The following is a 26864-nucleotide window of genomic DNA, read 5'->3' as shown; positions in this document are numbered from 1 at the left end:
ACATGTCCGTACTTCAAATTCGCCAGGTCACGAAAAGCTTTTCCGGTGGCACCAAGGCAGTCGACAGTTTCTCGCTCGATGTCGCTGATGGCGAACTCGTCTGCCTTCTCGGCCCCTCCGGTTCGGGAAAATCGACGTTGCTGCGCATGGTTGGCGGGTTCGAGCAACCGACAGGCGGGCAAATCACCATAGATGGCGAAGACGTCACCCGCCTGCCTCCGGAGCGGCGGCCGACCGGCATGGTATTCCAGAGCCACGCGCTCTGGAGCCACATGAATGTGTTCAAAAACCTTGCTTTCGGCCTCAAACTGCGCCGCATGCCGGCTGCCGTGATCAGGGAGAAAGTGGAGGCCGTGCTCGAACTCGTCGGTCTCTCCGGTTATGGCGAGCGAGCCACGAGCCAGCTTTCGGGCGGCCAGCAGCAGCGTGTGGCGCTTGCCCGCTCGCTGGTTCTGGAGCCGAAAATCCTGCTTCTCGACGAGCCTTTCGCCAGTCTCGACCAGCATCTGCGCGAAAGGCTGCGGGAAGAGGTTCGGGATATCCAGCAGCGTCTCGGCATCACCACGCTGTTTGTCACCCACGGCCAGGATGAAGCGCTTTCCATGGCAGACCGCATCGTCGTGATGGCGAATGGCAAGACCGAACAGATCGACCGGCCGAATGTGATCTACCGGGAGCCGAAGACCCCGTTCGTCGCCGGCTTTATCGGCACCATGAACCTGATTGAGGGCATGGTTTCAGGTGGGAACTTCATGCGCGCTGGCTTCACCTTTCCGCTTCCCGTCTCTGATGGCCCGACCATTCTCGCCGTTCGTCCGGAAGCCATCGATCTGGCGACCTCCGAAACACCGGAGGGGAGTGTGCACCGGGTGACGGATTATGGCACCCATGGCCTTGTCGACCTTGATCTGACCGATGGTACCAGGATCAAATCCATGGTCTCCCATCCGGATATGTTCCAGGCGGGACAGGGGGTACGGATTTCGCCCCGTTCCATTACGGCCTATCGCGACAACCGCCCGATCTACCGGAGCTGACATGACCCATCCGATGCTCATCGACCGCAACGGCCACAAAACCTGGCTCAAATGGCACCGCGGCCGACGCCGTGCTTCCGATCCGGTTTTTACGGGGGAGCGCATCATCGAAGCGATGCGGCTCGGTGCAAGCATCGAAGTCGATCTCGTCATTCATGCCGATCACGGTTGCGCCGTTTTGCATGACCGGACGCTGGAGCGGGAAACGACTGGCACCGGGAGGGTACGCGACACATCCGCTGCCGCCTTGCGAGAGCTTCACCTGCGCGACAATGACGGCCAGCCGATCGTTTCAAAAGTGATGCTGCTCGAAGACCTTTGCGCCCTGCTTGCCGATGACGCCGTTCATCCCGACGCCCTGCTCCAGCTCGATTTCAAGGAAAACCGGCAGGCGCTTGCTCCGCAGGTCGTCGCCGGGTTCGGGATGAGCGTTTCACCCATCGCAAAGTCGGTGATCCTGTCAGGCGGCGATTTCGACGCTATTACCGCGCTGGCTGGCTCGGCCCCCGGCCTTCGCACTGGCTATGACCCCTGCCATCGCGGCACCCTTGCAGAGTTGAAGGCAAGCGGAAACTATCGGGGCTTCATCGAAGACGCCCTTGCCACAGCACCCGATGCGGACATGATCTACCTCGCGTACGAGATCGTGCTTGCAGCTGCGGATGCTGGTGTCGATATCATCGCCCCGATCCATGCCGCGGGCCGCCGTGTGGATGCTTGGACGATCAACAGCGTCACGCCGCAATCCATCGAGCAAGTGACGCGCCTTTTAGGGCTCAAGGTGGACCAGATCACCACCGATGATCCGGAAGGGCTGGCGGAGGTTTTCAGCAAATGACAGTCAATTACAGCGCCATCCTCGAGCACATGGTCGCCACCGCCCGCGAAGCCGGCGCATTGACGCTCGACCATTTCCGGCGCTTTCGCGACATCGAGATCGGCGTCAAGGGGCCGGGAGACTTCGTTTCCGATGCCGACAGGGATTCCGAGACGCTGATCCGGAAGCGTTTGCTCGGCCAATATCCTTGGGGACTGACCGGCGAGGAATTTGCGCCTGTGGAAGGAGCCGATCAGGATCATCGCTGGCTGGTCGATCCAATCGACGGCACCACCAATTTCCTCTTCGGCCAACATTACACGATCACCATCGCGCTAAGGCGCGGCAACGAGACCATATGCGGCCTGGTCTACAATCCCGTCTCCGACGAGATGTTTACGACGATCAAGGGCTGCGGCGCCTACCTCAACGGCGAGCGCCTGCAGGTCAATGCCAGCACCGATGTTGCTTTGATGTGCGTCGGCACCGGTCTTCCCACGCCCAATCTCCGGCTTTATCCCGGCGCCTATCAGCGCCTCGACGCGATCCGCGCACCCATCGGCGCGATCCGTGTTGTCGGCAGCGCCGCCAATTCGTGCGCGTACGTGGCATGCGGCCGGCTGACCGGTTATTACGAGGAAACCGGTTTCGTCGACACCGCAGCCGGAATCCTGCTGGTGCAGGAGGCGGGCGGAATCGTGACCGACTGGTGGGGTCGCGGTCCTGAATTCTACGAAAAGACGGGCACGCTGATCGTCGCCAATCCCGCGACCCATGCTTACCTGATGGAGCACCTGCGAGGCGTTCCGCTCAAGAACCCGGCTTAACGGCTTCTTCTTCGAAGCATTGATACCGCAGCAACCGCCTCAGGCCACCTGCACCAGATGGCCGGGCGATACCGTCCTGTAGTTTCGCGCAGGTGTTTCATATCCCATAGCCCGTATCGGGCTCTTCAGCTCGTCATTGGATATGCCACGCCTTATCCCCCGCCTTGCCGGATCGGGCACTGGCACTGCTGCCATCAGCTTTTTTGTGTAGGGATGCTGCGGATTTTCGAAGACGGCTGCCCGCGGGCCGATCTCAACGATCTCGCCCAGATACATCACCGCGACACGATGGCTAACACGCTCCACCACCGCCATGTCATGGCTGATGAACAGAAAGGCGAGGTTGAGGCTCTGTTGCAGGTCGAGCAGCAGGTTGCACACCTGCGCCTTGATCGAAACATCGAGCGCCGACACGCTCTCATCGGCGACGATGACCTTCGGATCGAGCGCAAGCGCACGGGCAATGGCGATGCGCTGGCGCTGGCCGCCCGAAAATTCATGGGGATAGCGATTGGCCATGTCGGCTGAAAGGCCGACTTTTTCGAGAAGATCGGCCGTCTTTTCCTTCGCCTGTTTCGTGGTGCCCAGCCTGTGCTTGATGAAGGGCTCAGAAATCGCCGTACCCACCGTCATGCGCGGATTGAGCGAGGAGAACGGGTCCTGAAAAATCATCTGCACGGATTTGCGCATGTTGCGCAGCCCGACCGTATCGAGACGCATCACGTCGTAACCATCGAGTGACACATCGCCGGACGACGGCTCAACAAGCCGCATGATCGAGCGACCGGTGGTGGATTTGCCACAGCCGGATTCGCCCACAAGCGACAACGTTTCACCCTGAAAGAGATCGAATGAGACGTTTTCAACGGCATGAACCGCACCCGTCTGGCGCGCCAGCAGGCCGGACCGGATGGGAAAACGCGTCACAAGGTTCTTCACCGACAGGACCGGGGTCTGACCGCTTGCAACGGTCTCGGCCACCTCTTGCGGCTCAGTCGAAAGACCGGTCTTCATGTCGAGCACGGGAAAACGCGTCGGCCATTGCCGGTCACGCATTGAGCCGAGTTTCGGCACCGCTGAAAGCAGCGCCCGTGTATAGGGATGCTTGCCGCGTTTGAATATATCCTCGGTCGGCCCGGTCTCAACTTCATCACCGCGATACATCACGATCGTCCGGTCGGCGATTTCGGCCACGACGCCCATGTCATGCGTGATGAAGAGCACCGACATGCCCTCCTCTTCCTGCAGCAGTTTGATAAGGTCGAGGATCTGGCCCTGAATGGTCACGTCGAGCGCCGTCGTCGGCTCGTCGGCGATCAGCAGTTTCGGTCGTGAGGCGAGCGCCATGGCGATCATCACGCGCTGGCGCATGCCGCCCGAAAACTGGTGCGGATATTCGTCGAAACGGCCTGCTGCATTGGGAATTCGGACCTTTTCCAGAAGCCGCACCGTCTCGGCCCGCGCCTCGTGTTTCGAAAGCCCCTTATGGCGAATGAGAACTTCCGAAATCTGACGGCCGATGGTGAAGATCGGATTGAGCGACGTCATCGGCTCCTGAAAGATCATCGAGATATCGTTGCCGCGTACACCGCGCATTTCCTTTTCGGAAAGCGAAAGCAGATCGCGGCCGTTGAGCAGCACCTCGCCTTCTATCCGGCTGGAGGCCGGGGCAAGCAGGCGCATCAGCGACAGCGACGTCACCGATTTGCCGGAACCGGATTCCCCGACAATGGCGACGGTCTCGCCGGGCGCGACATCAAAGGAGACATCACGCACGACACTCTTCCAGGCGCCATCGACAAGGAAGGATGTGGTGAGGTTGCGGACGGAGAGGACTGGTTTTGTCTCCATGGTCTCACCGCCCCACCGCATAGGCCTGCATCAACCGCGGTGTTGCGGCGGCGCGCAGCAGGCCGTCTGCATCGCGACGAGCGGCAGTGAGCCGCCCCACCGACCAGGCATCGGCAACCGTGACCCGGTGGCCTCGACGGCGAAGCGCGGCGAGCGTTGCCTCGCCCACTGTGCCCTCCACCATGATTTCACCCGGTGAACTGGTGCGCGGATAAAACGAACCCGGAAAATGCGAGGTATGGAACAAGGGCATGTCGATGGACGCCTGCAGGTTCTTGCCGTGGTGGGCGTAACGCAGGAAGAAGGGTAGCTGCCACTGGTCCTGCTGGTCGCCACCCGGCGTACCGAAGACCATGGAAGGCCGGCCCTGATGCAGCGCAAGCGAGGGCGTCAGCGTGGTGCGCGGGCGTTTGCCCGGCGAAAGCGAGGTCGGCAGGCCTTCCTTCAGCCAGAACATCTGGGCGCGGGAATTGAGCGCGAAACCGAGACCCGGCACGATGGGGGATGACTGCAGCCAGCCGCCCGATGGCGTGGTGGAAACCATGTTGCCCCAGCGGTCGATGACATCGATATGCACGGTGTCACCGCGCTTTTCGGTCAGATGCGACATGGTCGGCTCGTAGACGGTGCCCTTGCCGCTCATCTCCGCCAGCATCGCCATTGTCGCGTCCACCTGCTTTTCGTAACCCGGCACGATGCCTGGACGCAGCTCCAGCGAGGCCTCACTACCGATCAGCGCCCGGCGCCCGGAATTATAGCCCTCGGAGAGAAGATACTCCGTTGGAATCTGCCCGAATTCCGGATCGCCGTAATAGACCTCGCGGTCAGCAAAGGCGAGCTTCATGGCTTCGACGATGGTGTGGATGAAATCGGGACCGGACGGGTCCATGGCCGCAATGTCGAAGCCCTTTAGAAGCGCAAGCGACTGCAGCAGAACCGGACCCTGCCCCCAGGCGGGCGTCTTGGCAATCGTCCAGTCGTGATAATCGAGCGTCTGTGGCGCTTCCACGGTAGCGCGCCACCCGGCCATATCCTGCGCCGTCAGCACACCCTTGTGCCTTGTGCCGCTGGCATCCATCACCTCTGCGGTGCTGATGTAACTGTCGATGGCTTCCGCAACGAAACCCCGGTAGAAGGCATCGCGCGCCGCCTCGATCTGGTTTTCGCGGCCAGAACGCGCTTCGGCTTCGGTGATGATCCGCTGATAGGTCGCCGCCAGAACAGGGTTGCGAAAATTGGCGTGAGGCTCCGGTGCGGCACCACCCGGCAGCCATGTTTCGTAGGATGTCGGCCATTCCGTCTCGAAGAAATGGGCGAGCCCCTTGATGGTGGCAGAGACACGCGGCAGCGTTGGATGCCCATGTTCGGCATAATAGATGGCCGGTTCCAGCACGTCGCGCACGCTCATCGTGCCATAGTCGCGCAGCATCAGCATCCAACCGTCGAAGGCGCCGGGAATGACGGTGGCGAGCAGCCCATCGCCAGGGATGAGTTTCAGACCTTCCGACGTATAATGTTCAATCGTCGCACCGCTCGGGGCCGGGCCCTGGGCACAGATGACCTCCACCTTGTCCTTCTGCTTCGAATAAAACACGGCGGGCATATCACCGCCCGGACCGCACAGATGCGGCTCGACGATCTGCAGGACGAAACCGGTGGCGACGGCGGCGTCGAAAGCGTTGCCACCCTTCTCGAGGATCGCCATGCCGACGGCCGAGGCGATCCAGTGGGTTGAAGTGACGACGCCAAAGTTGCCAAGGATTTCAGGGCGTGTGGTGAAATCAGTCATTCCGATATTCCTTATAAAAAATCATGCTTCGCGCGGATCGAGCGCATCGCGCAGGCCATCGCCCAGAAGATTGAAACCGATGACGACGAGGAAGATGGCAATGCCGGGCCACATCGTCATCCATGGCGCCTGGCTCAAGAAGTTCTTGGCGGTGTTCAGCATCGAACCCCAGGAAGGCGCCGGCGCCTGCTGGCCAAGCCCGAGGAAGGAAAGGCTCGCCTCGGCGATGATGGCGGTCGCCACCGTCAGCGTCGCCTGCACGATGATGGGGGCAAAGACATTCGGTAGGATGTAGCGGGTCATGATGTCGATGTGGTTGAGGCCGATAGACCTTGCACCCTCGACATAATCCTCCATCTTGACGGCCAGCACCTGCCCGCGCGTCAGCCGCACGAAGATCGGCATGGCCGAAAGGCCGATGGCGATCATCGCATTGGTAAGGCTCGGGCCGAGAAAGGCGGCAAGCGCAATCGCCATGATCAGGAACGGCATGGCGAGTAGCGCTTCGGTAATGCGGGAGATGACCATATCCGAACAGCCGCCGAAATAGCCGGAGATCAGCCCGAAGGGGACGCCGATCACCACCGCGATCATGACGGATACGACGCCGGCCATCAGCGAAGCGCGGGCGCCATAGATCATGCGCGAGAGAATATCGCGGCCGAGATCATCCGTGCCGAGCCAGTGGGCCGCCGACGGCGCCTTGCGAATGGCCGACCAGCTGGTCGCAACCGGATCGGCAATCGGCAATATTGGCGCGGCAATCGCCAGCACGGCGAAAAACAGCACTATGAGTAAGCCGGCGAGCGCCGACTTGTTGCGCTTCATTTTTTTCCAGGCGCGGCTTTCCTGCCGTGTCGCCGGTATCGAAAGGTTTTGATCCAGAACGGTCATGATATCAGGGCCTTAGATTGTCGCCCTGAGGCGGGGGTTGAGCAGGACATAGGCAATGTCGGCCAGGAGGTTCATGAGGATGAAGCCGACGGCGGTGCAGAGCACGATGCCCTGCACGACGGCATAATCACGGGTGAAGACCGCGTCGACCGTCATCTTGCCGAAGCCGGGAATGGTGAATATCTGCTCCGTCAGAACTGCACCGGCCAGCAGTTCCCCGAACAGCAGCGCCAACAGCGTGATAACGGGCAGAAGCGCGTTGCGGAAACTATGCGACAGGATGATCTCCCGCGGCGAAAGCCCCTTGGCGCGGGCGGTGCGGATGTAATCGGAACTGAGCACCGCCACCATCGCCGAACGCGTATGGCGCATCAGCGTCGCCGCCAGTGCGTTGCCCAGCACAAAGGCGGGCATGATCATGGTTTCGATGGAGCGGACAGGGTCGACGAAGATCGATTCATAACCGGATGCCGGCAGCCAGCCGAGTTTCACCGACACCAGCAAAATGAGCATAATGCCGAGCCAGAAATTCGGGATGGACAGGCCGGAAAGCGCCACGATATTGGCCGTGTAGTCAATCCAGGTATTCTTCTTCACGGCGGCCAAAATGCCGATCGGAATTCCGATGACCATGGCAAAGAACATCGCCATGACAGCCAACTGAATGGTCACCGGCAGCTTCTGACCGATCAGTTCCAGAACCGGCTGGTTCGTGCGCAGCGAAATGCCGAAATCGCCGGTTACCACGCCGCCCAGCCAGTTGACGTATTGGAGTGGAACCGGGTCGTTAAGACGGTATTTCTCGCGCAGAAACTCAATCGTCGCGGGGTCGCGCTCCTCGCCCGCCATCGCCAGGATGGGATCGCCCGGCAGAAGTTTCTGCAGCGAGAAAACGAAGATGGAAATGATCAGAAGCGTCGGGATCGCGACCAGCAGTCGCTTGCCGATATAAACAGGCATGGCATTGCCCCCGTTTTGGTCCGGTCTTGGCGGCCGCACGGCAAGCCGCGCGGCCTATGCGAAGTGGTCAGTCCTTGGAAACGCCGAGGAGGCGGATCATGCCGTCAGGCGACGGCGCCCAGCCCTTGACCTTTTTGGAAATGGCATAGGCATAGGGCTGGTGGCCGAGGTAGATGATCGGCATGTCATCGTTGAGGATGACGCTTGCGGCGTCGTATTTTTCCTTGCGGACCGCGTCGTCGGTCGAAGCGCGGGCCTCGTTCAGCAGCTTGTCCACTTCAGGATTGCAATATTTCACATCGTTGATGCCGCCCTTGCAGGTGACGAACTGGTGCAGGTTGCCATCGGGATCGATACGTCCCGACCAGTCGGAGCGGCTGAGCTGATAATTGCCCGCAGTCTGCTCGGACAGAAGCGTGGCAAATTCCGTGGCCTTCAGGGTGACGTTGAAACCGGCCTCCGCCACCATGGACTGGATGACCTGCATCATCTGCGTCTGCGTGGTGTTATTGGCATGCTGAAGCTCGACATCCAGCGTCTCGTAACCCGCCTCCTTCATCAACTGCTTGGCCTTGTCGATATCACGCGGCGGAACCGGCAGGTTTTGGTTGAACCAGGGGCTTGTGGGCGGATAAGCCTGATTGCCGGCCTTGGAGGTGCCTTCAAAAACAATCTGGCCGATCGCTTCGCGATCAATCGCGTAGGAAAAGGCCTGACGCAGGCGCTTGTCCTTGCCGAGCGGATTATCCGCGCGCGCGCCATTGTTGATGTTGACATACATGGCCATGTAGCCCGGTCCGATGACATCGGCATAGTTCAGTTTGGGGTCATTCTTGACGGATTCCGCATCGGAAGCCGAGATGCGCTCGGCGAGATCGAGATCGCCGGCACGAAGGTTCGCAAGCTTCACCGTGGTGTCGGGGATCGGGAGATAGACGACCTTGTCGACGAGGATTTTGTCCTTGTCCCAATAGTCAGCAAATTTCTCGAGCACGATGCGATCCTGCTGAATGCGCTCGACAAATTTGAACGGTCCGGCGCAGACCGGCTTCGAACCGAAATTGGCGCCCAGTTCCTTGGCCGCTTTCGGTGCGACGATCATGCCGGCGCGGTCGGAAAGCTGTGCCAGAAGGGTAACGTCAGGCGTCTTCAAGGTGAATTTGACTTCCAGCGGTGCTGCCGCCTCGACCTTCTCGACGGAGGACAACTCGCTCTTGCGGCGGGATTCCGGCAGCGTCATGTTGCGCTCGATGGTGGCGACGACGGCCGCCGCATCCAGCGTTTCGCCATCGTGGAACTTGACGCCATCGCGGATTTTCATGGTCAGCACCTTGCCGCCTTCGGACCAGGCCCATTCGGTGGCAAGCTGGGGCACGATCTTCATGTCCTGCGAGATATCCACCAGCTTGTCGCACATGGCGGTGTAAACGATGCGGCCGACGAAGGTGCGCGATTGCGCGGGGTCGAGCACATCGGCATCGTCATTGAGGCCGATGCGCAATTCGGACGATAGCACCGGCGAGGCCAGAAATACGCTTGCCAACAGCGCCGCAGTCAATGTCTGGATTTTCTTCATGTTCGTTCCTCTGGTCAGGTTATTTTGACTTTTTGTCATTGGCCGCCCCGTGAGGGGCGACAGTTTTCATCCGTGGCCTCAAGAGGCCTCAGTCATCGAACTAACAGCTTCGGCCGCATCGCCCTTCCCGACGCCTTCCTCCAGAAAGCCGAGAGACGTGGCGCGGATCAGCCTTTCCTGATGCATGAGAAGATGCTGACGCATGGCTTCACCGGCTCTGGCGGGATCACGGTCGGCGATGGCGTCGACAATGGCCATATGCTGTTCGAAAGACGCCCTGCCGTTTGCGCCGCTGCGCCGGGCAAGCTCCCGTATCGACTGCCAGGCATCATCCTGACGCACGCGGTTGATGACATCGAAGATGGACAGGAAAAGTTTGTTGCCAGCGCTCTGGGCAATCTGGCGATGAAGCGAGCCATCCCATAATTCCTTGGCGTCGGCATCCGTGCTCTGACCGGTCTTTTCGACAAGGGCGCGCATACGCTCCACCTCGTCCGGCTTGGCGCGCAAGGCCGCGAGCTGCGCCAGCTGCGGCTCGATGCGTAGGCGCACTTCCATGATTTCCATGAAATCCGTCCCGGCGACCAGTTCCGTGACCTGGGCGGACCAATCATCCGGTTTTTCACCCACAAAGGTTCCGGCCCCCTGCCGCCGCCATATGAGGCCTTCGGCTTCCAGAACCTCAAGAGCGCGACGAACCGCACGACGACCGACATTGAAGGTTTCCGCGAAGGCCCGCTCCGTGGGCAGGCGACGGTCTTTCGCAAGATCCTGCGTCTGAACGTACTCCCGCAACTTCGCAAGCGCGTAGTTGGAGTTGTCGTTGGGGTTCACCGTCACGTCGCACCATTTACCGAACCAATCTTACATTGGTTCATTTGGTGAGAAATTTTTGCCGTCGTCAAGCTTATTTTTAAGCGGCAATAACTGACGCTCAAAATATGGGCATGTGGCGTTTTTGAGGGTGAACGGCGGGCGCTGGGCGATTGGGCGCTATAGACGCACCCACCCCTCCTGAAGATCGATGGAGAGCCTGATGCGCCCCGACAGGCGCTCGCCGGGGCCAACCGTCATCAGACCCTGCCCTTCTCGCTGCGCCTGGGGCAGGCCAAGCGCTCCGGCGGCCATGGAAACGGGTTCAAGACAGAGATAACGTTCCATGCGGTGTACGGCGAGATGGCCGAAAACCGCATCGGCTTCGAGCCGTAGTGAAAACCTGTCGAAGTCGACCTGCGCGCTTGACCAATCGGTGAAATGCAATGTGTATCCCGTTGCAGCGGGAATGGCGGGTTTCGGGCGAGGTGCCGGCGGCTGGCCGGTTGGCACGTTCTGCGCGTCCAGCGGATATTGCAGTTTGGCGTCCGTCCGCGCATCGCAACCGAGCCCGGCCGCCAGATAGGGATGCCAGCCCAGCGACACCGGCGCAGGCACATTAGCGCGATTTGTTATCGACAATTCCACGGTCATGCTGTCGTCTTGCAGCAGGAAAGACTGCTCGGCGCGGAAGGAAAACGGCCACTCTTCGTCAGCCTCGTAGTCCAGTGCCAATGCGACCCGATCCGACGACAGGTCCGAAATCTCCCACGGCCGGCGGTGAGCCGGGCCATGCATGGCGTCAGGCGCAAGCGCCGGATGCGGCAGTAGGTCATGGCGGATAGCTGTATGGACGAAGGACCCGCGATAGAGCCGGTTGTGATAGGGAAACAGCGGGTATGCGCCAGCCCTCGGCCAGTTGAACGGCTCGAAATCCTGCTCCGTTATCGGCACCAGAATATCGCCGTAGTCCGCGTGCCACAGATGGGTCATCCTGCCACCCCAGGCGGGGCGCAGGCGGGCAGAGAGCCGCCCGCAGGCAATCGTAACCGTTTCAGGCGAAGGCATAGGAGCCGTCAGGCCGTTTCGGCACCCGTCTTTGCCAATGAACATAGCCATCTTCCTGCATGGCTTTTTCATCCATCTCGACACCCCAGCCTGGGCGGTCGGGCCTCAGCTCCAGATATCCGTCCTTCGGCAGATAGGGGTCGACGACATAGCGGGTTTCGTCCTCGCGTTTTTCGAGATCGGTGCCGCCATAGACGTAGCATTGCCCTTTCGGCAGCCGGTATTCGAGAATCCGGAAATTCTGCTGGGCAGCGGAAAAATGCACGTTGACGGCGGTGGCGAGCGGTCCCATCGGGTTATGCGGCGCGATGCTGACGAAGTGGGCTTCCGCGAGCGTGGCGATGCGGCGCATCTCCGAAATGCCGCCGACAACGCAGATATCCGGCTGGATGATATCCGCACCCTTTACCTGAAGAAGACGCAGGAACTCATTGCGATTATAAAGGCTTTCACCAGTTGCCAGCGTGCAGTTCAGCCCCTGTTTCAGGTCTCCCCACATCTCGATGTTTTCCGGGCGCAGAGGCTCTTCGAAGAACAGCGGATCATAAGGGGCAAGCGCATTGCCAAGCTGGCGGGCGGCCGCTGGCTCGAAAATTTTGGCATGGGCGTCAAAGGCGATGTCGTAGTCGGGCCGCACCGTTTCGCGAAGCGAACGGAAATATTCGGCGGAACTGCGCACAACCTCGCCCCAGCGATGGGCGTGGATATCGAGGCGCCACGGGCTGAGCTTGAAGGCCGTGAAGCCCCAATCCTCGTTGAGACGGTCGAATTCCTCCTTTGCCGCCGGCGCATCCGGCGCGGTGTAGACACCGGCATAGACCTTGATACGGTCGCGCACTTCGCCGCCCAGCAGCTTGTAGACCGGCACGCCCGCCGCCTTGGCCGCGAGGTCCCAGAGGCAATGATCGAGCGCCGAGATCGCCGACAGACCGAGCGCTCCAGGCGGAAAGCGGTTCTGCTGGAGCAGGAGATTATAGAGATACTCCACCCGAGTCGGATCCTGACCGGCGAGGAATCCGTAGAGGTAATCCAGCACCGGCGGCAGGGCGAGATCGGGGCCGTGATTGTAACATTCACCCCAGCCGGTCAAACCGTCATCGGTATCGAGAGCGACGATGACACGGGGGCGGTCCTTGTCGCGGGTGACGAATACCCGCATGCGATCGATTTTCATGCTTCAGTTTTCCTCATGAATTGCAGCGTGCGAGGCCCGGCATCATCGCGCGACGGCCCCGTTCTTGACTTCGGATGGTTCGACGTAGCGGAATCTGCGGGTACGGTCCCGGTCGCGTGGGTCCGGGCGCGGAATGGCGGAAAGAAGCGCCTGCGTATAGGGATGATCCGGCGCGTTGCAGACCTTTTCGGCGTCTCCCACTTCCACCAGCTTGCCGCGATACATCACGCCTACGCGGTCACACATATAGCGGATGACGCCGATATCGTGACTGATGAAGATATAGGCGAGCCCCAGCTCGTCCTGCAGCCGCATCAAAAGATCCAGCACCTGAAACCGCACCGAAACATCGAGCGCCGAGGTCGCCTCGTCCGCCACGATGATACGCGGCTTCAGGGTTATGGCGCGGGCGATGCCGATGCGCTGGCGCTGGCCGCCGGAAAAAGCGTGCGGGTAACGTTCACGTCCGGCCGGATCGAGACCCACCTGCTCCATCAGGGCGCAGACACGCTCATCCAACTCCCTGCCCCTGGCAATGCCGTTGACCAGCAACGGCTCGCCGATGACCTGTGCCACGGTCATGCGCGGATTGAGCGAGCCGAACGGGTCCTGGAAAACCATGCGCAGCTCACGCCGTGCGGCTTTCAGCTCGGGACCTTCTATCCTGGCCAGATCGACCACGCTGCCATCTGCCCGGCGATAGAGCATCGCGCCGCCGGTCGGATCGTAAAGGCGCATGATGGAGCGGCCCATCGTGGTCTTGCCGGAACCGCTTTCGCCGACGATGCCGAGCGTCTCGCCCGGCAATAGCTTGATCGACACGCCATCCAGCGCCTTCATCTCGCCGAAATGCATGGAAAGGTCATTCACTTCGAGCACCGGCGCGGCCGTGAGATCGAGCGGAGGTCGCGCAAGCCGGATTTCAGCCTTCTGCTCCAGCTTCAGCACGGAGCCGATCAACATGCGGGTATAGGGGTCCTGCGGATTGTGGAATATCTCATCCACGGTTCCATATTCCTTGGCGACCCCATGGTGCATGACCAGCACGTCGTCGGCAATCTGCGCCACCACACCCATATCGTGGGTGATGAACAGCACCGCCATGCCATGCGCCTTTTGCAGCCGCGATATCAGGTCGAGGATTTCGGCCTGTGTCGTTACATCGAGCGCCGTCGTCGGTTCGTCGGCGATCAGAAGCTGCGGTTTGCAGGCCAGCGCCATGGCGATCATCGCACGCTGGCGCATGCCTCCCGAATATTGGAAGGCGTAGCGATCCAGCGCCTTTTCGGGGTTGGGGATTTCCACCTGCCGCAACAGTTCGATGGCCTCGGCGCGCGCCTGCGCCTTGCTCATCTTGAGGTGCAGCCGCAGGACCTCGGTGATCTGGTCACCAACGGTATGCACGGGTGAAAGCGACGACATCGGCTCCTGAAAGATCATCGCGATATCAGCGCCGCGCACCGAGCGGATGGCACGGCTGCGCGGATCGAGCTTTGCCAGATCCAGAGAGGTGCCGTCGGCGCGGTTGAGGATGATCGACCCGGACGCAATGCGACCGGGACTGTCGATGATCTGCAGGATGGAGCGGGCGGTGACGGATTTGCCGGATCCGCTTTCGCCAACGACGCAGAGGGTCTTGCCGGGATCGATGGAGAAAGACAGATCGTTGACGGCCCGGAAAACGCCGTTTCTGACCGGAAATTCAGTGACCAGATTGCGGACTTCAAGCAGCGGTTTGGCTGGCTTCATGGAAAGAATGTCGCTCATCCGGGGCCTCACTTGTTATAGGGGTCGGCTGCGTCGCGCAGGCCGTCGCCGAGCAGATTGAGAGCCATGACGGCAATAACGACAGCCACACCGGGCAGGAACAGCCAGGGTGCGGTTGCAATCGAGCGGATATTCTGCGCCTCGCGAAGCAAAACGCCCCAGGAAATCGTCGGCGGCTGCAGACCGAGACCGAGGAAGGACAGCGATGTTTCCGCAAGGATCATCGCCGGAACCGCAAGCGTGACCGAAGCGATAATATGGCTCGAAAAGCTCGGCAGCATATGGCGGAAGATGATGCGCCCTTCCGGCACGCCATCCAGCCGGGCCGCGGCCACGAACTCTTCGGTCCTGAGCGACAGGAACCGGCCGCGCACGACACGGGCGAGTTGCGCCCAGCCGGTCAGAGACAGGATGATGGTGATCATCATATATTGCAGCGTGGCAGGCCAGCCCTGCGGCAGGGCGGCGGCCAGCGCCAGCCAGATGGGAATGGTGGGGAGCGACAGCACGAAGTCGATCACGCGCTGCATGACGAAATCGATGCGGCCGCCGTAATAACCGGATATGCCACCGAGAACGACGCCGAGCAGCAGCGAGAAGAACACGCCGACAAGACCAATGGACAGGGAAACCTGCGCGCCCTGCACAACGCGACTGAAGACATCGCGCCCGAGACGATCCGCGCCGAAGAGGAAGAGCGGCCGCGTTTTGTCGGTGGATGCCAGCAGATGGAGGTCCGTGGTGAACAGGCCGAACACGGAATATTCGTAACCGCGACCAAAAAGCTGAACCGGAATTTTCTTCGCCGTATCCTCGACGAAGACCGCCGCAAGCGTCTCCGGATTGCGGGTCAGCTTCAACGGATAATAGTGCAGCCCGAGCGAGAAACCCTCGGTCGTATCGATGAAGTGGACGCGCTGCGGCGGATGGAAGGTGGCGCGGGCATTCTGCAGCACAGGATCGTTGATGGCGAAGAAGCCCGGCACCAGCGCGACGATATACATGGCGATGGTGATGAACAGGGCGGCCATGGCCAGCTTGTGGCGTTTGAACGCCCACCAGATGAGCTGCCACTGCGAAGCGACGGCGGCGCGGTCCTGCCGGGCATTGGTGGTCATGGTGATATCGCTCATGGCGCCCTCCTATTCGAGCCGGATGCGCGGATCGACCAGCGCAAGCAGGATGTCGCTGATAAGCGAACCGATCAGCGTCAGCGCGCAGATCAGCAGCACGAAAGCGCCGGCGAGATACATGTCCTGCGCCATCAGCGACTGCAAAAGCAGCGGCGCGGCCGTCGGCAGATTGAGCACGATGGCGACGACCACGGAGCCCGAAATGAGATTGGGCAGCAGCCATGCGATGGTGGAGATGAACGGATTGAGCGCAATTCTGAGCGGATATTTCGTCAGCAGCTTGAACTCGGACAATCCCTTCGCCCGCGCCGTGGTTACATAGGGCTTGGGCAATTCATCCAGCATATTGGCGCGCATGACGCGGATGAGGCTTGCGGTGGAAGACACGGCAAGGATGGCGACCGGCAGCCAGATATGAGCCATCAGGTCCATCATCTTGGCGATGCTCCACGAGGCGGTCTCATATTCCGCGGAAAACAGCCCGCCGACATCGGCCCCGAACTCTACCGCCGCGACATACATCAGCACCAGCGCCAGCAGGAACGAGGGTATGGAAAGGCCGAAAAAAGAAAAGGCAGTGAAGAGATAGTCTCCTATCGAATATTTGCGCACGGCGGAGAAGACGCCGATGGGAAGCGCGATGGCCCAGGTTGCAAGAAGGCTTGCGATGGCCAGAACCAGCGTCAGCGCCATGCGCTCCCAGATGAGGCCTGAAACCGGCTGCTGCCATTCGAACGAAATGCCGAAATCGCCGCGGCTGACGATGCCCCATATCCATTTCAGATATTGCACGATCATCGGGTCATCGAGGCCGAAACGTTCGCGCAGCTGCGCCGCCGTATTGTGGTCGATGACCTCGTTGGAGGCGGCCAGTGTGGCGATATAGGTCGTCACATAGTCGCCGGGCGGCAGCTGGATCAGGACAAAGGCAAGGAAACTGACGGCAAACAGGGACGGTATCATCCACAGCAGGCGTTTTACGATGAAAAGCAGCATGTCGTTCTCGCAATCACATTGTGCCGCACGCACCGCCTTCCACTCAGGAGACGGGCTGTGGGTGGTCGAAACAACCTGAGAGGCGTCGCCGCGTTACGGCAGCGACGCCCATGTGGCGTTATCAGCTTGTGAAGGTGAACTGTTGCGGCAGCGCCGGGCCGGGATTGGGCCAGGTCCAGCTGTCGGGTTCCGTTTCCGGCACGTTGCGCAGATTGTTGCGGATGATGCCGAAACCGCCCACCGCAAGGCAGAGGCCGATCGTTTCGAACTCTTCCGCCGTAATGTCGAAGATCTGCTTCATCTTCTCGCCGCGCTTGGCAAGGTCGGCCGTGGAGCGCGCCTCATCGAAAAGCTTGAAGCGCTTCTTCTGGCTTTCTGGCGGCTCCTCGCCCTTCTGGCCGTTGGATGTATACCAGAGCGCCCACGGAATGGCGTAACGCGACCCCTGAGGGTGGAAGGCGAAGAAATCGCGCGGGTCGAGCATCGGATCGAGACCGCCGGGACCGGGCCAGACGGCGGCATCATGGGCGTTGTCATCGCCGCGTGTATAATAGAGCGCGCGTTCGATGGTATTGACCTTGATGTCGACGCCGATCTGCGCCCATTGCGCCTTCACCAGCTCCAGCGCATCGACCAGATCGGGATAGAGCGTCGGGATAACATCGATGGAGAAGAAGATCGGCTGGCCATCGGGACGAAGCCGCATGCCGTTGCCGTTCTTCTTGTCGTAACCGGCCTTGTCGAGAAGCTCGTTCGCCTTGTCGGTGTCATATTCGGTGAATTGCCGCGCCAGCTTTTCATTGTACCAGGGATGTGTCGGACGTGGCCCGGCCTGATACCCTTCGCTTTGGCCGAAATAAACGATGTCGATGATTTCCTGCCGGTTGAGCGCAATGGACAATGCCTGACGGAAAGACTTGTCTGCAAACATCTTGCGCATTGCCGGGTCTTTGTGGGTGATGTTCAGGTAAATCTGGCACTGCTGCGCGGCAGACGGCACCAAAGTCAGCAGGCGGTAGTCACCCTTTTTCATGTTCTGCGACAGGGTCGGCTTGTTGGCGAGAACGCTGATATGGCGCTCCTGAATGTCGATCTTGCCGGAAATGACGTTCAGCATCAGCGATTCGACATCCTGCGAAATGCCGAAATTGATTTCATCGATATAGGGTAACTGGTTACCTTCGGTATCGACCTGCCAGAAGTATGGGTTGCGGGTCATGACCACCCGTGTCGCACCGCCGGAGTAAGGCTCCTTCACCACCCATGGATCAAGCGTCGGCTTTTCGACATTCGACCAGCGGGAGGGAATTTCGATATCCCCGCATTTGGCGCGGAACAGTTCGGTCCAGCTGGAGACGCCCGCCGCCTTCACATCAGCATCGAGCGCCGTGTTGTATTTCGGCAGGAACTTGCTGCAATAGTGTTTGGGAAACAGCGTCGGATGCTGGCCAAGTGGCGTGGCGAGGTTTTCGAGATAAAGCGCATTCGGCGCGGCGAATTTGAACTTTACCGTGAAATCGTCGACTTTTTCGACATCGACCGCCTTGCCGGCCACGGAGAGCTGCGCCGGCGTGGCACTGTAAAGCTCCTTGTTCTTGATGCAGTCCTCGATGGCGAACACCACGTCATCTGCGGTGAAGGGGTGGCCGTCCGACCATTTTGCGCCCTCCAGCAAATGGAAGGTGAATTGCGAGGCATCGTCGTTGACCTCCCATTTCACCGCAAGGTTCGGAAGAACCTCGGTGAAATCCATGTTCCAGCGAACAAGGCCCTGATTGCCGACCATGCGCAGGATGCCGTTATGGTCCGACGAACCGCGCAGGCCACGGCGCAATGTGCCGCCATAGGTGCCGATTTTCTCGTGCGGCGTCACCACCATCGGATTTTTCGGCAGGCGTTCGGCCAAGGGCGGCAATTTGCCGTCCTTTACCAGCGCCTCCAGTTCCGGCGCCTGCTTGCCGGCAGCAGCCCGCGCCGAGGCTCCCATGACGGAAAGTGCGGCCACGCCGCCAACACCCGCCATAAAGGTTCGGCGCGTTACGCCCAGTGAAAATGCTTCGCCATCGCGCATCGACAATCCTCCCAAAAAATCACCGGCAGCGAGACGGCTTTCACCGAACCGCGACGGCCCTCCCGGCCAGCCAGCAAGCCGATCCTCCATCGGCAGGGGCAGACCATATGGGCGTTTTCAGATGATTACAAGTATTGACAGATTTTTACATCTTTTTTATCTCTAGACCGGATTTCAGGATCAGGCTTGAAGAAAAAATCGGTACGACAGCCCCCCGCGCATAAAAACTCCGGTATTTCTGTTGCGATTAAAATGCAGGAAACCCATTAACTTCAGCGATTTGCAACGAAAGGGCTGCTGATGGACAATCACACTGCATCTGCCGCCGCTCGAGGCGAAACTCGGCTGAGCGACATCATCTACGAAAAAATCGTCGGCATGATTTCGGACGGGCGGTTTCCTGTGAACGAGCGGCTGCCATCGGAACAGAATCTGGCGTCGCTGTTCGGTGCATCGCGGCCGGTTGTGCGGGAAGCGCTGGAGCGGCTTCGGAACGACGAGCTTATCGTTTCGCAAAAGGGATCCGGCTCCTATGTACGCCAGCAGCCGGATTCTTCCGTGTTGCAACAGGTGCCGGTCGGCTCGCTGGCCGACGTGCAGCGTTTTTTTGAGTTCAGGGCCGGATTGGAGGCTTCCGCGGCTGAGCTTGCGGCGCGCAACTGGCAGGCCGCTGACAGGGTGCGGATCGAGCAGGCGATTGCCGCGCTGGAACAATGTCTCGAGCGCAACGATCTAGGTGCTGAGGAAGATTTCGCCCTGCACGAAGCCATCGCGAAGGCGAGCCACAACCAGTTCCACATCACGGTGCGGATCTGGTTCAAGCCGCATTTCGCAATCGGCCAGTCGGTGACACGTAGCCTCAGCCTCAAGCGGACGCCGCAGCATGTGCGCGAAGTCCAGAACGAGCACACGGCAATCGTGGAAGCGATTTTTGCGCGACGGGAGCAGGCTGCGCATGACGCGATGAAAGACCACATATTGAAGGCGCGCGCCCGCATGTTTCAGGGCGTTGGCAGTTAGGCCGCATCCTGCACTGTCGAAAATAGAATCATAAAGGGCGGATGAGGGAGAGGAACCAGTGAGCCAGCCGCATAACATAGAACCGAAGCTCCGTTCCTTGATCGATACCCCGTTGAAGGTCGGCGAATCGCCTGCCTGGGACGATCGAACCGGCGATCTGTGGTTCGTCGATATTCTCGCGCCCGCCATTTTCCGCCTGCATCCCGGCGGAAAACTCGACAGATACGACATGCCCGCCCAGGTCGGCTGTCTCGGCCTTTGCGACAATGGCTTGATCGTGGCGGGCCTCAGGACCGGCGTGCATCTTCTTAATCCCGCGAGCGGCAAGCTCGATCTTCTCTGCGATCCGGACGGCGGGCGGCCCGACAGCCGCCTCAACGACGGGAAAGTCGGCCCGGACGGCCATTTCTGGGTGGGGACCCGCGATGAGGCCGCGGTACAGACGGGCAATGCACGCCTCTATCGCGTTGCCCCGCATGGCGGCATCGAACGCATCATCGATGGCGGCATGTTCACTTCGAACGGACTTGCCTGGAGCCCGGACGGCAGACGCATGTACCATTCCGACAGCAGCGGCCTCATGTATCAGGCGTTCGATTTCGATGTCGCGACCGGCAGGATCGGCCCGCCCGAACGTCTGCACGATTTCGCGCCGGATGAAGGCAGGCCGGACGGTGCGGCGACCGATTGCGAAGGCTGCTACTGGAGCGCCGGCGTTCAGGCGGGACGTCTCAACCGCTTTTCACCGGACGGCGAATTGTTCGAGGTCTACAGGCTGCCGTTCAAGGGGCCGACCATGCCCTGTTTCGGCGGTCCCGACCTCAAGACGATCTACCTTACAAGTCTCGTCACCGAGACGGACGGAATAACCACAGCAGGTACGGTTGTTGCATTCGATGCCCCGGCCGCCGGCACGCCCGTTCACAAATTCTCCATCTGAAGATGACTTTTGATCTTAAGGAACCCAGTTGATGACGACATTCGATTTTCGCCAGGCCCTGAAGGGCATCTCCGGCGTTCCGGTAACGGCTTACGATGCAAGCGGCGAAGTGGAGACCGGTGTTACCGCCGAGGTTTACGCACGCGTTGCAAAGGCTGGAATCCATAATATCGTCGCGGCAGGCAATACCGGCGAATTCTACGCCTTGACGCCTGCAGAAATTCTGAAGGTCTATGAGGCCGCGATAGAAGGTGTCGGCGGGAAAGCCCCGGTCACGGCGGCTATTGGACGCTCTCAGCGCGAAGCGCTCTCCTTGGCACGTCAGGCAAAAGAAATGGGCGCATCCGCCGTCATGTCGCATCAGCCAGTCGATCCTTTCGCAGCCCCGCAATCGCAGATCGACTACTTTACCGGCCTCGCTGAAGGCAGCGAACTGCCGCTGGTCGCTTATGTCCGGGCGGACGGCTTTTCGGTCGATGACATGGTGCGGCTTGCGAGCCACCCGAATGTCGCCGGCATCAAGTTCGCAACGACCGACATCATGCTTCTGTCGCGCGCGATTGCCGCTTCCGATCCGAACGGCGCTCTATATGTCTGTGGACTGGCTGAAAGCTGGGCGGCTGCCTTCGCGGCGGTTGGTGCGCGCGGCTTCACCTCCGGCCTCGTTAACGTGGCGCCGCAATTTTCGCTGCAAGTTCATGAGGCACTGACCTCAGGCGATTTTACGGCTGCACGAAAGATTGTTCAAAAGATCGAATTGTTCGAGCGGCTGCGCACACGATATCGCAACGGCGCCAATGTGACCGTTGTGAAGGAAGCCATGGACATACTCGGGTTCAAAGTTGGCCCGGTGCGAGCACCGGGACTGGCGCGTCTGGATAAAGAGGACCGTGCGACCCTTGAGGGACTGCTTGCCAGCTGGTCTTGATGGCGCCGCACCGTCCAGCTGCAAATTACGCAAATGACGGGGCGCGGTTCATCTGACGTGATCCGAACCGCGCCGCCTCGCCTTGATCGATCATGTGCCGGCCAAGAGCTGGCACATGAGTTTTTGCCAGAACGCCTAGCCGAATAGCGCCAGACTGCTTTTTACCGTGACCCACACGCCCCAGAGAAGCGGAATACCAACCGCAGCCCAGGCAAGAGCGGCCTTGGCGTCCAGTCCACCGCGACCGATCCCGAAGGAGCCTGTCGGCCCGGCATTCGCAGCCGCAGTCTTCGCCTGAAGCGCCGCCACCTCCGAATCCGACATGAACCATTTGTCCGAGAGCGGCCGCACGAAGGCGTTGGCCACGAGGCCGATCGCCAGCATGCCTGCCAGAATATACATGGTGCTTGTGTAGAGTGCGGGTCCGGGTGCCACGCCCGCCGCGATCTGTGCCTCGCGGATGTAATTGACGACGACGGGACCGGCGATGCCGGCAGTCGCCCATGCCGTCAGGAGACGGCCGTGGATTGCGCCGACGAACTGCGTGCCAAAGATGTCCGCAAGATAGGCCGGGATGGTGGCAAAACCGCCGCCATACATGGACAGTATGATACCGAAGGCGAGAACGAAAAGCGCCTTGTTGCCCATCGTCGCAAGCGTCGGCGCCAGCGCGTAAAGAATGATGCCGAGAATGAAGAAGCAGAAATAAGTGTTCTTGCGGCCGATCTTGTCTGACATGGAGGCCCAGAAAAAGCGGCCGCCAATGTTAAAGAGCGAAAGAAGGCCGGTGAAGCCGGCAGCAATCGCCGCAATCTGCGCCTTCTGGCCGGCATCGAGATCAGCAAAACCGACACCCGGAAGGCCGATCAGAGAACCCGCAAAAATTTCCTGCAGCATCGGAGAGGCCATGCCGATGACACCGATGCCGGCCGAAACATTCAGGCAGAGCACCGCCCAGATCAGCCAGAACTGTTTCGTCTTATGCGCGTCGCGCAGATGGACGTGTCGCGTGGTGATCATCGCGCTTTTGGCCGCCGGCGCCGTCCAGCCTTCCGGGCGCCAGCCCGCAGGCGGAATGCGATATCCGAAGGCGCCGGCCATCATGAAGACGAAGTATATCAACGCCATGACGACGAAGGTCTGCCAGACGCCGACAGAGGTTTCAGTCTTGAAGGTATTCATCAGCAGGTTAGCGAGTGGCGCACCGATCATCGCGCCACCGCCGAAACCCATGATGGCCATGCCCGTGGCCATGCCGCGACGATCCGGGAACCATTTGATCAGGGTCGAGACCGGCGAAATATAACCGAGGCCAAGGCCAACGCCGCCAATGACGCCGGCACCCAGCCACATCAGCCACAATTGGTGGGTCATGACGCCAACGGATGCCACCAGAATGCCGCCGCACCAGCAGCAGGCGGAAACGAAGCCCGCCTTGCGCGGTCCCACCCGTTCCAGCCAGCCGCCCCAGATAGCCGCCGAGCAGCCGAGAAGCACGAAGAAAAGCGTATAGATCCATCCAAGATCAGCCACACGCCAATTGCATTCGGTGGTAAACAGTGCGCCGACCAGCGTGAGGCTGGAGCAGCTCGGATCCGTCGCTGGCAACGCTTTCGACAGCGGCAGCCAAAATACGCTAAAGCCATAGGCCATGCCTATGCACAAATGAATGGCAAGCGCTGCCGGCGGCACCAGCCAGCGATTGAAACCCGGTCTTGCGATTATTCGTTCGCGGTCCAAAAACCCGGCTTGCGCCGCCTCTCCCGCCGTTGCGCCTGCTACTGCCATTGACACTACCTCCCTCGTGAATGTCTGGACATCTTTCATTCGCCCCGCCAGGCGAATAGCGATGCCGCCGAACGTCCTCCCATGCGGCGGCAAGCTTCATTCATTTCCGCACGCGTCAGACGCGCGTTGTTTCGGGCACGCTCGGCTCCGAAAGGGATTCTCCCGCAATCGGTCCCTTGCCGCCCGGTGCGCCCTTTGCGTCTTCGCCCAGCCCTACGGCATCGGCCGCTGGCGCGTCTGGCCTTCTGATCTCTCTGGATGCGGCAATCACAAGCGGTAGAAAATCACCGGCACCGGCGTCCACCATCTCAAAGAAGCGCCGCCGCATGCGCGGTTCCCAGAACTTGTTGATATGGGTGGCAACACCATCGATACGGATATCTTCCGGCTGTGACAGAAAAAACGTCGCAATCTGGTTCGCCATCCTCACCAGCTTTTCGTCCGTGTGATTGAGTAACATGATCTACTCCCCGCGCCAGTTCACGTCCCGACGCCACATGATGAGAAGGCCGGGACAAGCCCGGCCCCCGATTATTCCGCAGCTTCCAGCTTGCCGGCGATGCGGCGGGACTGACGCGAAAGCGCATCATATTCTTCCTGCCATTCCGTCGGCCCGTTGGATGGTGAGACCTGAACCGCCGTCACCTTGTATTCCGGGCAGTTGGTCGCCCAGTCGGAGAAATCGGTGGTGATGACGTTCGCCTGCGTGCCGGGGTGATGGAAGGTCGTGTAGACCACGCCCGGCGCCACGCGGTCGGTAATCAGCGCTCTCAGCGTCGTGTCGCCCGACCGGCTGACGAGCTTGATCCAGTCGCCGTCCTTTACACCACGCTGTTCGGCATCGTGCGGATGGATTTCCAGACGATCCTCCTCGTGCCAGACGACGTTTTCGGTGCGCCGTGTCTGCGCCCCGACATTGTATTGCGACAGGATACGGCCGGTGGTGAGCAGCAGTGGGAAACGCGGTCCCGTGCGCTCATCCGTCGCCACATATTCGGTGCGGATGAACTTGCCCTTGCCGCGCACGAAGCCGTCCACATGCATGATCGGCGAACCCTCTGGGAACTTTTCGTTGCAGGGCCACTGCACCGAGCCCTTCTCTTCGAGGTAAGCATAGGAAACGCTGGCAAAACTTGGCGTCGTTGCCGCTATTTCGTCCATGATCTCGGAGGGATGGGTGTAGTTCCACGAAAGACCCATGGCCTGTGCCAGCTTCTGGGTTACTTCCCAGTCGGCATAACCGTTCTTCGGCGACATGACCTTGCGCACGCGGTTGATGCGACGCTCGGCATTGGTGAAGGTGCCGTCTTTTTCGAGGAAAGTGGAACCCGGCAGGAAGACATGCGCATAGTTCGCCGTCTCGTTCAGGAAGAGATCGTGCACCACGACACATTCCATGGCGGCAAGGCCGGCGGAAACGTGCTTGGTATCGGGGTCCGACTGGAGAATGTCCTCGCCCTGAATATAGATGCCCTTGAAACTGCCATCGACAGCGGCATCCAGCATGTTGGGGATGCGCAGCCCCGGTTCGTTGTTGAGCTTCACGCCCCAGAGTTTCTCGAACACATCGCGTGTCGCATCATCGGAGATATGGCGATAGCCCGGTAGCTCGTGCGGGAAAGACCCCATATCGCAGGATCCCTGCACATTGTTCTGACCGCGCAGCGGATTGACGCCCACCCCGGGACGGCCGATGTTGCCGGTCGCCATGGCAAGATTGGCAATCGCCATGACGGTCGTTGAACCCTGGCTGTGTTCGGTAACGCCAAGACCGTAATAGATCGCGCCATTGCCACCCTTGGCATAAAGCCGGGCCGCGCCGCGCAGATCTTCCGCGGGAACACCGGTGAAACGTTCCGTCTCTTCCGGGCTGTGCTGCGGCTCGGCTACGAAAGCAGCCCAGTCCTCGAATTCCGACCAGTCGCAGCGCTCGCGAATGAATGCATCGTTGAACAGCCCTTCGGTGACGATCACATGCGCCAGTGCCGTGAGCACCGCAACGTTGGTTCCCGGCAGCAGCGGCAGGTGGAAAGCGGCCTCCACATGTGGCGTACGCACAAGATCGATACGGCGCGGATCGATGACGATCAGCTTTGCGCCCTGACGTAGCCGCTTCTTCAGTCGCGAACCGAAAACCGGATGGCCGTCGGTCGGATTGGCGCCGATGACAAGCACGACATCGGAATGCTCCACGCTGTCGAAATTTTGCGTGCCGGCAGATGTGCCGAAGGCCTGGCCAAGACCATAACCCGTGGGCGAATGGCAGACGCGGGCGCAGGTATCAACGTTATTGTTGCCGAAACCGGCGCGAATGAGTTTCTGGACGAGGAATGTTTCCTCATTCGTGCAGCGGGACGAGGTGATGCCGCCAATGGACTCTTTCCCATAGGTGCCCTGGATACGCCGGAACTCGGACGCAACGTGGGAGAAGGCTTCCTCCCAGGTGACTTCCCGCCACGGATCGCTGATCTTTTCGCGAATCATCGGGTTGAGGATACGATCTCTGTGGGTCGCATATCCGTAAGCGAAGCGGCCCTTGACGCAGGAATGGCCACGGTTTGCCTGTCCATCCTTCCACGGCACCATGCGCACCAGCTCTTCACCACGCATTTCCGCCTTGAAGGAGCAACCGACGCCGCAATAGGCGCAGGTGGTGACCATCGAATGTTCCGGCTGGCCAATCTCGATCACCGATTTTTCGGTGAGCGTCGCGGTCGGACAGGCCTGCACGCAGGCACCGCAGGACACGCAGTCGGAATCGAGGAATGCCTCGTGCGCGCCGGGCGATACCCTGCTTTCAAAACCGCGGCCTTCGATCGTGAGCGCGAAGGTGCCCTGCACTTCCTCGCAGGCGCGCACGCAACGGGAACAGACGATGCATTTGGAAGGATCATAGGTGAAATAGGGATTGCTTTCGTCCTTCGGCATAAAGCGGGCATTAAGATCGCCCTCCCCGGTGCGGGCCTTGACGTGATTGTCGCCCTCGTAACCATAACGCACATCGCGAAGGCCCACCGCTCCCGCCATATCCTGCAATTCACAATCGCCATTCGCGGCGCAGGTCAGGCAGTCGAGCGGGTGATCGGAGATATAAAGCTCCATCACGCCCTTGCGGATCTGCTTCAGCCGCTCCGTCTGCGTGTGCACGACGAGACCGGCGGCAACAGGCGTGGTGCAGGAGGCGGGGGTGCCGTTGCGGCCCTCCACCTCGATAAGACAGAGCCGGCACGAGCCGAAGGCATCCACCATGTCGGTGGCGCAGAGTTTCGGCACATCGATGCCCGCTTCACGCGAGGCGCGCATGATCGACGTTCCCGCGGGAACAGTTACCTGGCGGCCGTCGATTGTGAGCGTCACCATGTCCGTAGCGTTGGACTTGGGGGTGCCGTAGTCGAATTCAGTTACAAGGGCCATG

Annotated in this window: 21 protein-coding genes; 6 read left to right on the top strand and 15 right to left on the bottom strand. The window is 60.4% G+C overall.

Annotation, left to right across the window (positions count from 1 at the left end):
* Positions 1–2: 2 nt before the first annotated feature.
* From BTN45_RS23645 to BTN45_RS23635, 3 genes are read left to right on the top strand one after another with little or no spacing between them, the layout of a single operon-like run.
* A complete protein-coding gene (locus BTN45_RS23645; protein WP_207591429.1) occupies positions 3–1037 on the top strand; it encodes an ABC transporter ATP-binding protein in 1035 nt (344 codons plus the stop codon).
* A 1-nt stretch (position 1038) separates the two neighbouring features.
* On the top strand, positions 1039–1875 hold the full coding sequence (locus BTN45_RS23640; RefSeq protein WP_207591427.1) for a glycerophosphodiester phosphodiesterase family protein: 837 nt from the start codon (positions 1039–1041) through the stop codon (positions 1873–1875).
* Positions 1872–2681 (top strand): inositol monophosphatase, encoded by an 810-nt coding sequence (locus BTN45_RS23635; RefSeq protein ID WP_207591425.1) that lies wholly within the window; start codon positions 1872–1874, stop codon positions 2679–2681. The genes BTN45_RS23640 and BTN45_RS23635 overlap by 4 nt, the downstream gene beginning before the upstream one ends.
* Before the next feature lie 39 nt (positions 2682–2720).
* Here the strand turns inward: BTN45_RS23635 and BTN45_RS23630 are convergent, their stop codons facing one another.
* The 12 genes from BTN45_RS23630 to BTN45_RS23575 all read right to left on the bottom strand — a co-directional run bounded on the left by BTN45_RS23630 (position 2721) and on the right by BTN45_RS23575 (position 18773).
* On the bottom strand, positions 2721–4532 hold the full coding sequence (locus BTN45_RS23630; protein WP_207591424.1) for an ABC transporter ATP-binding protein: 1812 nt from the start codon (positions 4530–4532) through the stop codon (positions 2721–2723).
* A gap of 4 nt (positions 4533–4536) precedes the next feature.
* Complete coding sequence (locus BTN45_RS23625) at positions 4537–6321, bottom strand: gamma-glutamyltransferase family protein (protein ID WP_207591423.1); 1785 nt, start codon at positions 6319–6321, stop codon at positions 4537–4539.
* Between the two features lie 21 nt (positions 6322–6342).
* Positions 6343–7215 (bottom strand): ABC transporter permease, encoded by an 873-nt coding sequence (locus tag BTN45_RS23620; RefSeq protein WP_207591422.1) that lies wholly within the window; start codon positions 7213–7215, stop codon positions 6343–6345.
* Between the two features lie 12 nt (positions 7216–7227).
* On the bottom strand, positions 7228–8175 hold the full coding sequence (locus BTN45_RS23615; protein WP_063951703.1) for an ABC transporter permease: 948 nt from the start codon (positions 8173–8175) through the stop codon (positions 7228–7230).
* Positions 8176–8242: 67 nt separating this feature from the next.
* Entirely contained in the window at positions 8243–9751 is a 1509-nt protein-coding gene (locus BTN45_RS23610; protein WP_207591419.1) for an ABC transporter substrate-binding protein, read from the bottom strand.
* Between the two features lie 78 nt (positions 9752–9829).
* On the bottom strand, positions 9830–10591 hold the full coding sequence (locus BTN45_RS23605; protein WP_207591417.1) for a FadR/GntR family transcriptional regulator: 762 nt from the start codon (positions 10589–10591) through the stop codon (positions 9830–9832).
* 153 nt (positions 10592–10744) lie between these two features.
* Complete coding sequence (locus tag BTN45_RS23600; RefSeq protein ID WP_207591415.1) at positions 10745–11632, bottom strand: aldose 1-epimerase; 888 nt, start codon at positions 11630–11632, stop codon at positions 10745–10747.
* Positions 11619–12806: a galactarate dehydratase gene (locus BTN45_RS23595; RefSeq protein WP_022563876.1), complete on the bottom strand. Its 1188-nt coding sequence runs from the start codon at positions 12804–12806 to the stop codon at positions 11619–11621. The genes BTN45_RS23600 and BTN45_RS23595 overlap by 14 nt, the downstream gene beginning before the upstream one ends.
* Before the next feature lie 42 nt (positions 12807–12848).
* A complete protein-coding gene (locus BTN45_RS23590) occupies positions 12849–14573 on the bottom strand; it encodes an ABC transporter ATP-binding protein (RefSeq protein WP_207591413.1) in 1725 nt (574 codons plus the stop codon).
* Positions 14574–14581: 8 nt separating this feature from the next.
* Positions 14582–15706 (bottom strand): ABC transporter permease, encoded by a 1125-nt coding sequence (locus tag BTN45_RS23585; RefSeq protein ID WP_004444561.1) that lies wholly within the window; start codon positions 15704–15706, stop codon positions 14582–14584.
* Between the two features lie 9 nt (positions 15707–15715).
* Positions 15716–16702: an ABC transporter permease gene (locus BTN45_RS23580; protein WP_003521681.1), complete on the bottom strand. Its 987-nt coding sequence runs from the start codon at positions 16700–16702 to the stop codon at positions 15716–15718.
* Positions 16703–16823: 121 nt separating this feature from the next.
* Positions 16824–18773 carry an ABC transporter substrate-binding protein gene (locus BTN45_RS23575; RefSeq protein WP_207591411.1) on the bottom strand — a complete coding sequence of 650 codons (1950 nt, stop codon included), beginning with the start codon at positions 18771–18773 and terminating at the stop codon, positions 16824–16826.
* Between the two features lie 300 nt (positions 18774–19073).
* Between BTN45_RS23575 and BTN45_RS23570 the strand changes: the two genes are divergently transcribed.
* Genes BTN45_RS23570 through BTN45_RS23560 form a run of 3 tightly spaced genes read left to right on the top strand, consistent with a single transcriptional unit; the run spans position 19074 to position 21661 of the window.
* Positions 19074–19793: a FadR/GntR family transcriptional regulator gene (locus tag BTN45_RS23570; RefSeq protein ID WP_003521683.1), complete on the top strand. Its 720-nt coding sequence runs from the start codon at positions 19074–19076 to the stop codon at positions 19791–19793.
* Positions 19794–19851: 58 nt separating this feature from the next.
* On the top strand, positions 19852–20733 hold the full coding sequence (locus tag BTN45_RS23565; protein ID WP_207591409.1) for an SMP-30/gluconolactonase/LRE family protein: 882 nt from the start codon (positions 19852–19854) through the stop codon (positions 20731–20733).
* Between the two features lie 31 nt (positions 20734–20764).
* Positions 20765–21661, top strand: coding sequence for a dihydrodipicolinate synthase family protein (locus BTN45_RS23560; RefSeq protein ID WP_207591407.1), 897 nt, complete (start codon positions 20765–20767; stop codon positions 21659–21661).
* Positions 21662–21796: 135 nt separating this feature from the next.
* Here the strand turns inward: BTN45_RS23560 and BTN45_RS23555 are convergent, their stop codons facing one another.
* The 3 genes from BTN45_RS23555 to fdhF all read right to left on the bottom strand — a co-directional run bounded on the left by BTN45_RS23555 (position 21797) and on the right by fdhF (position 26863).
* Entirely contained in the window at positions 21797–23449 is a 1653-nt protein-coding gene (locus tag BTN45_RS23555; RefSeq protein WP_034497883.1) for an OFA family MFS transporter, read from the bottom strand.
* A gap of 115 nt (positions 23450–23564) precedes the next feature.
* On the bottom strand, positions 23565–23909 hold the full coding sequence (locus tag BTN45_RS23550; protein WP_004444566.1) for a formate dehydrogenase subunit delta: 345 nt from the start codon (positions 23907–23909) through the stop codon (positions 23565–23567).
* Positions 23910–23980: 71 nt separating this feature from the next.
* Positions 23981–26863 (bottom strand): formate dehydrogenase subunit alpha, encoded by a 2883-nt coding sequence (gene fdhF / locus BTN45_RS23545; protein ID WP_207591405.1) that lies wholly within the window; start codon positions 26861–26863, stop codon positions 23981–23983.
* Position 26864 lies beyond the last annotated feature (1 nt).

The organism is Rhizobium sp. ZX09 (genome assembly GCF_017357485.1).
GTDB classification, from domain to species: Bacteria; Pseudomonadota; Alphaproteobacteria; order Rhizobiales; family Rhizobiaceae; genus Agrobacterium; species Agrobacterium pusense.
The sequence above is the reverse complement of the archived record's forward strand: the minus strand, read 5'-3'. Positions and strand labels throughout refer to the sequence as shown.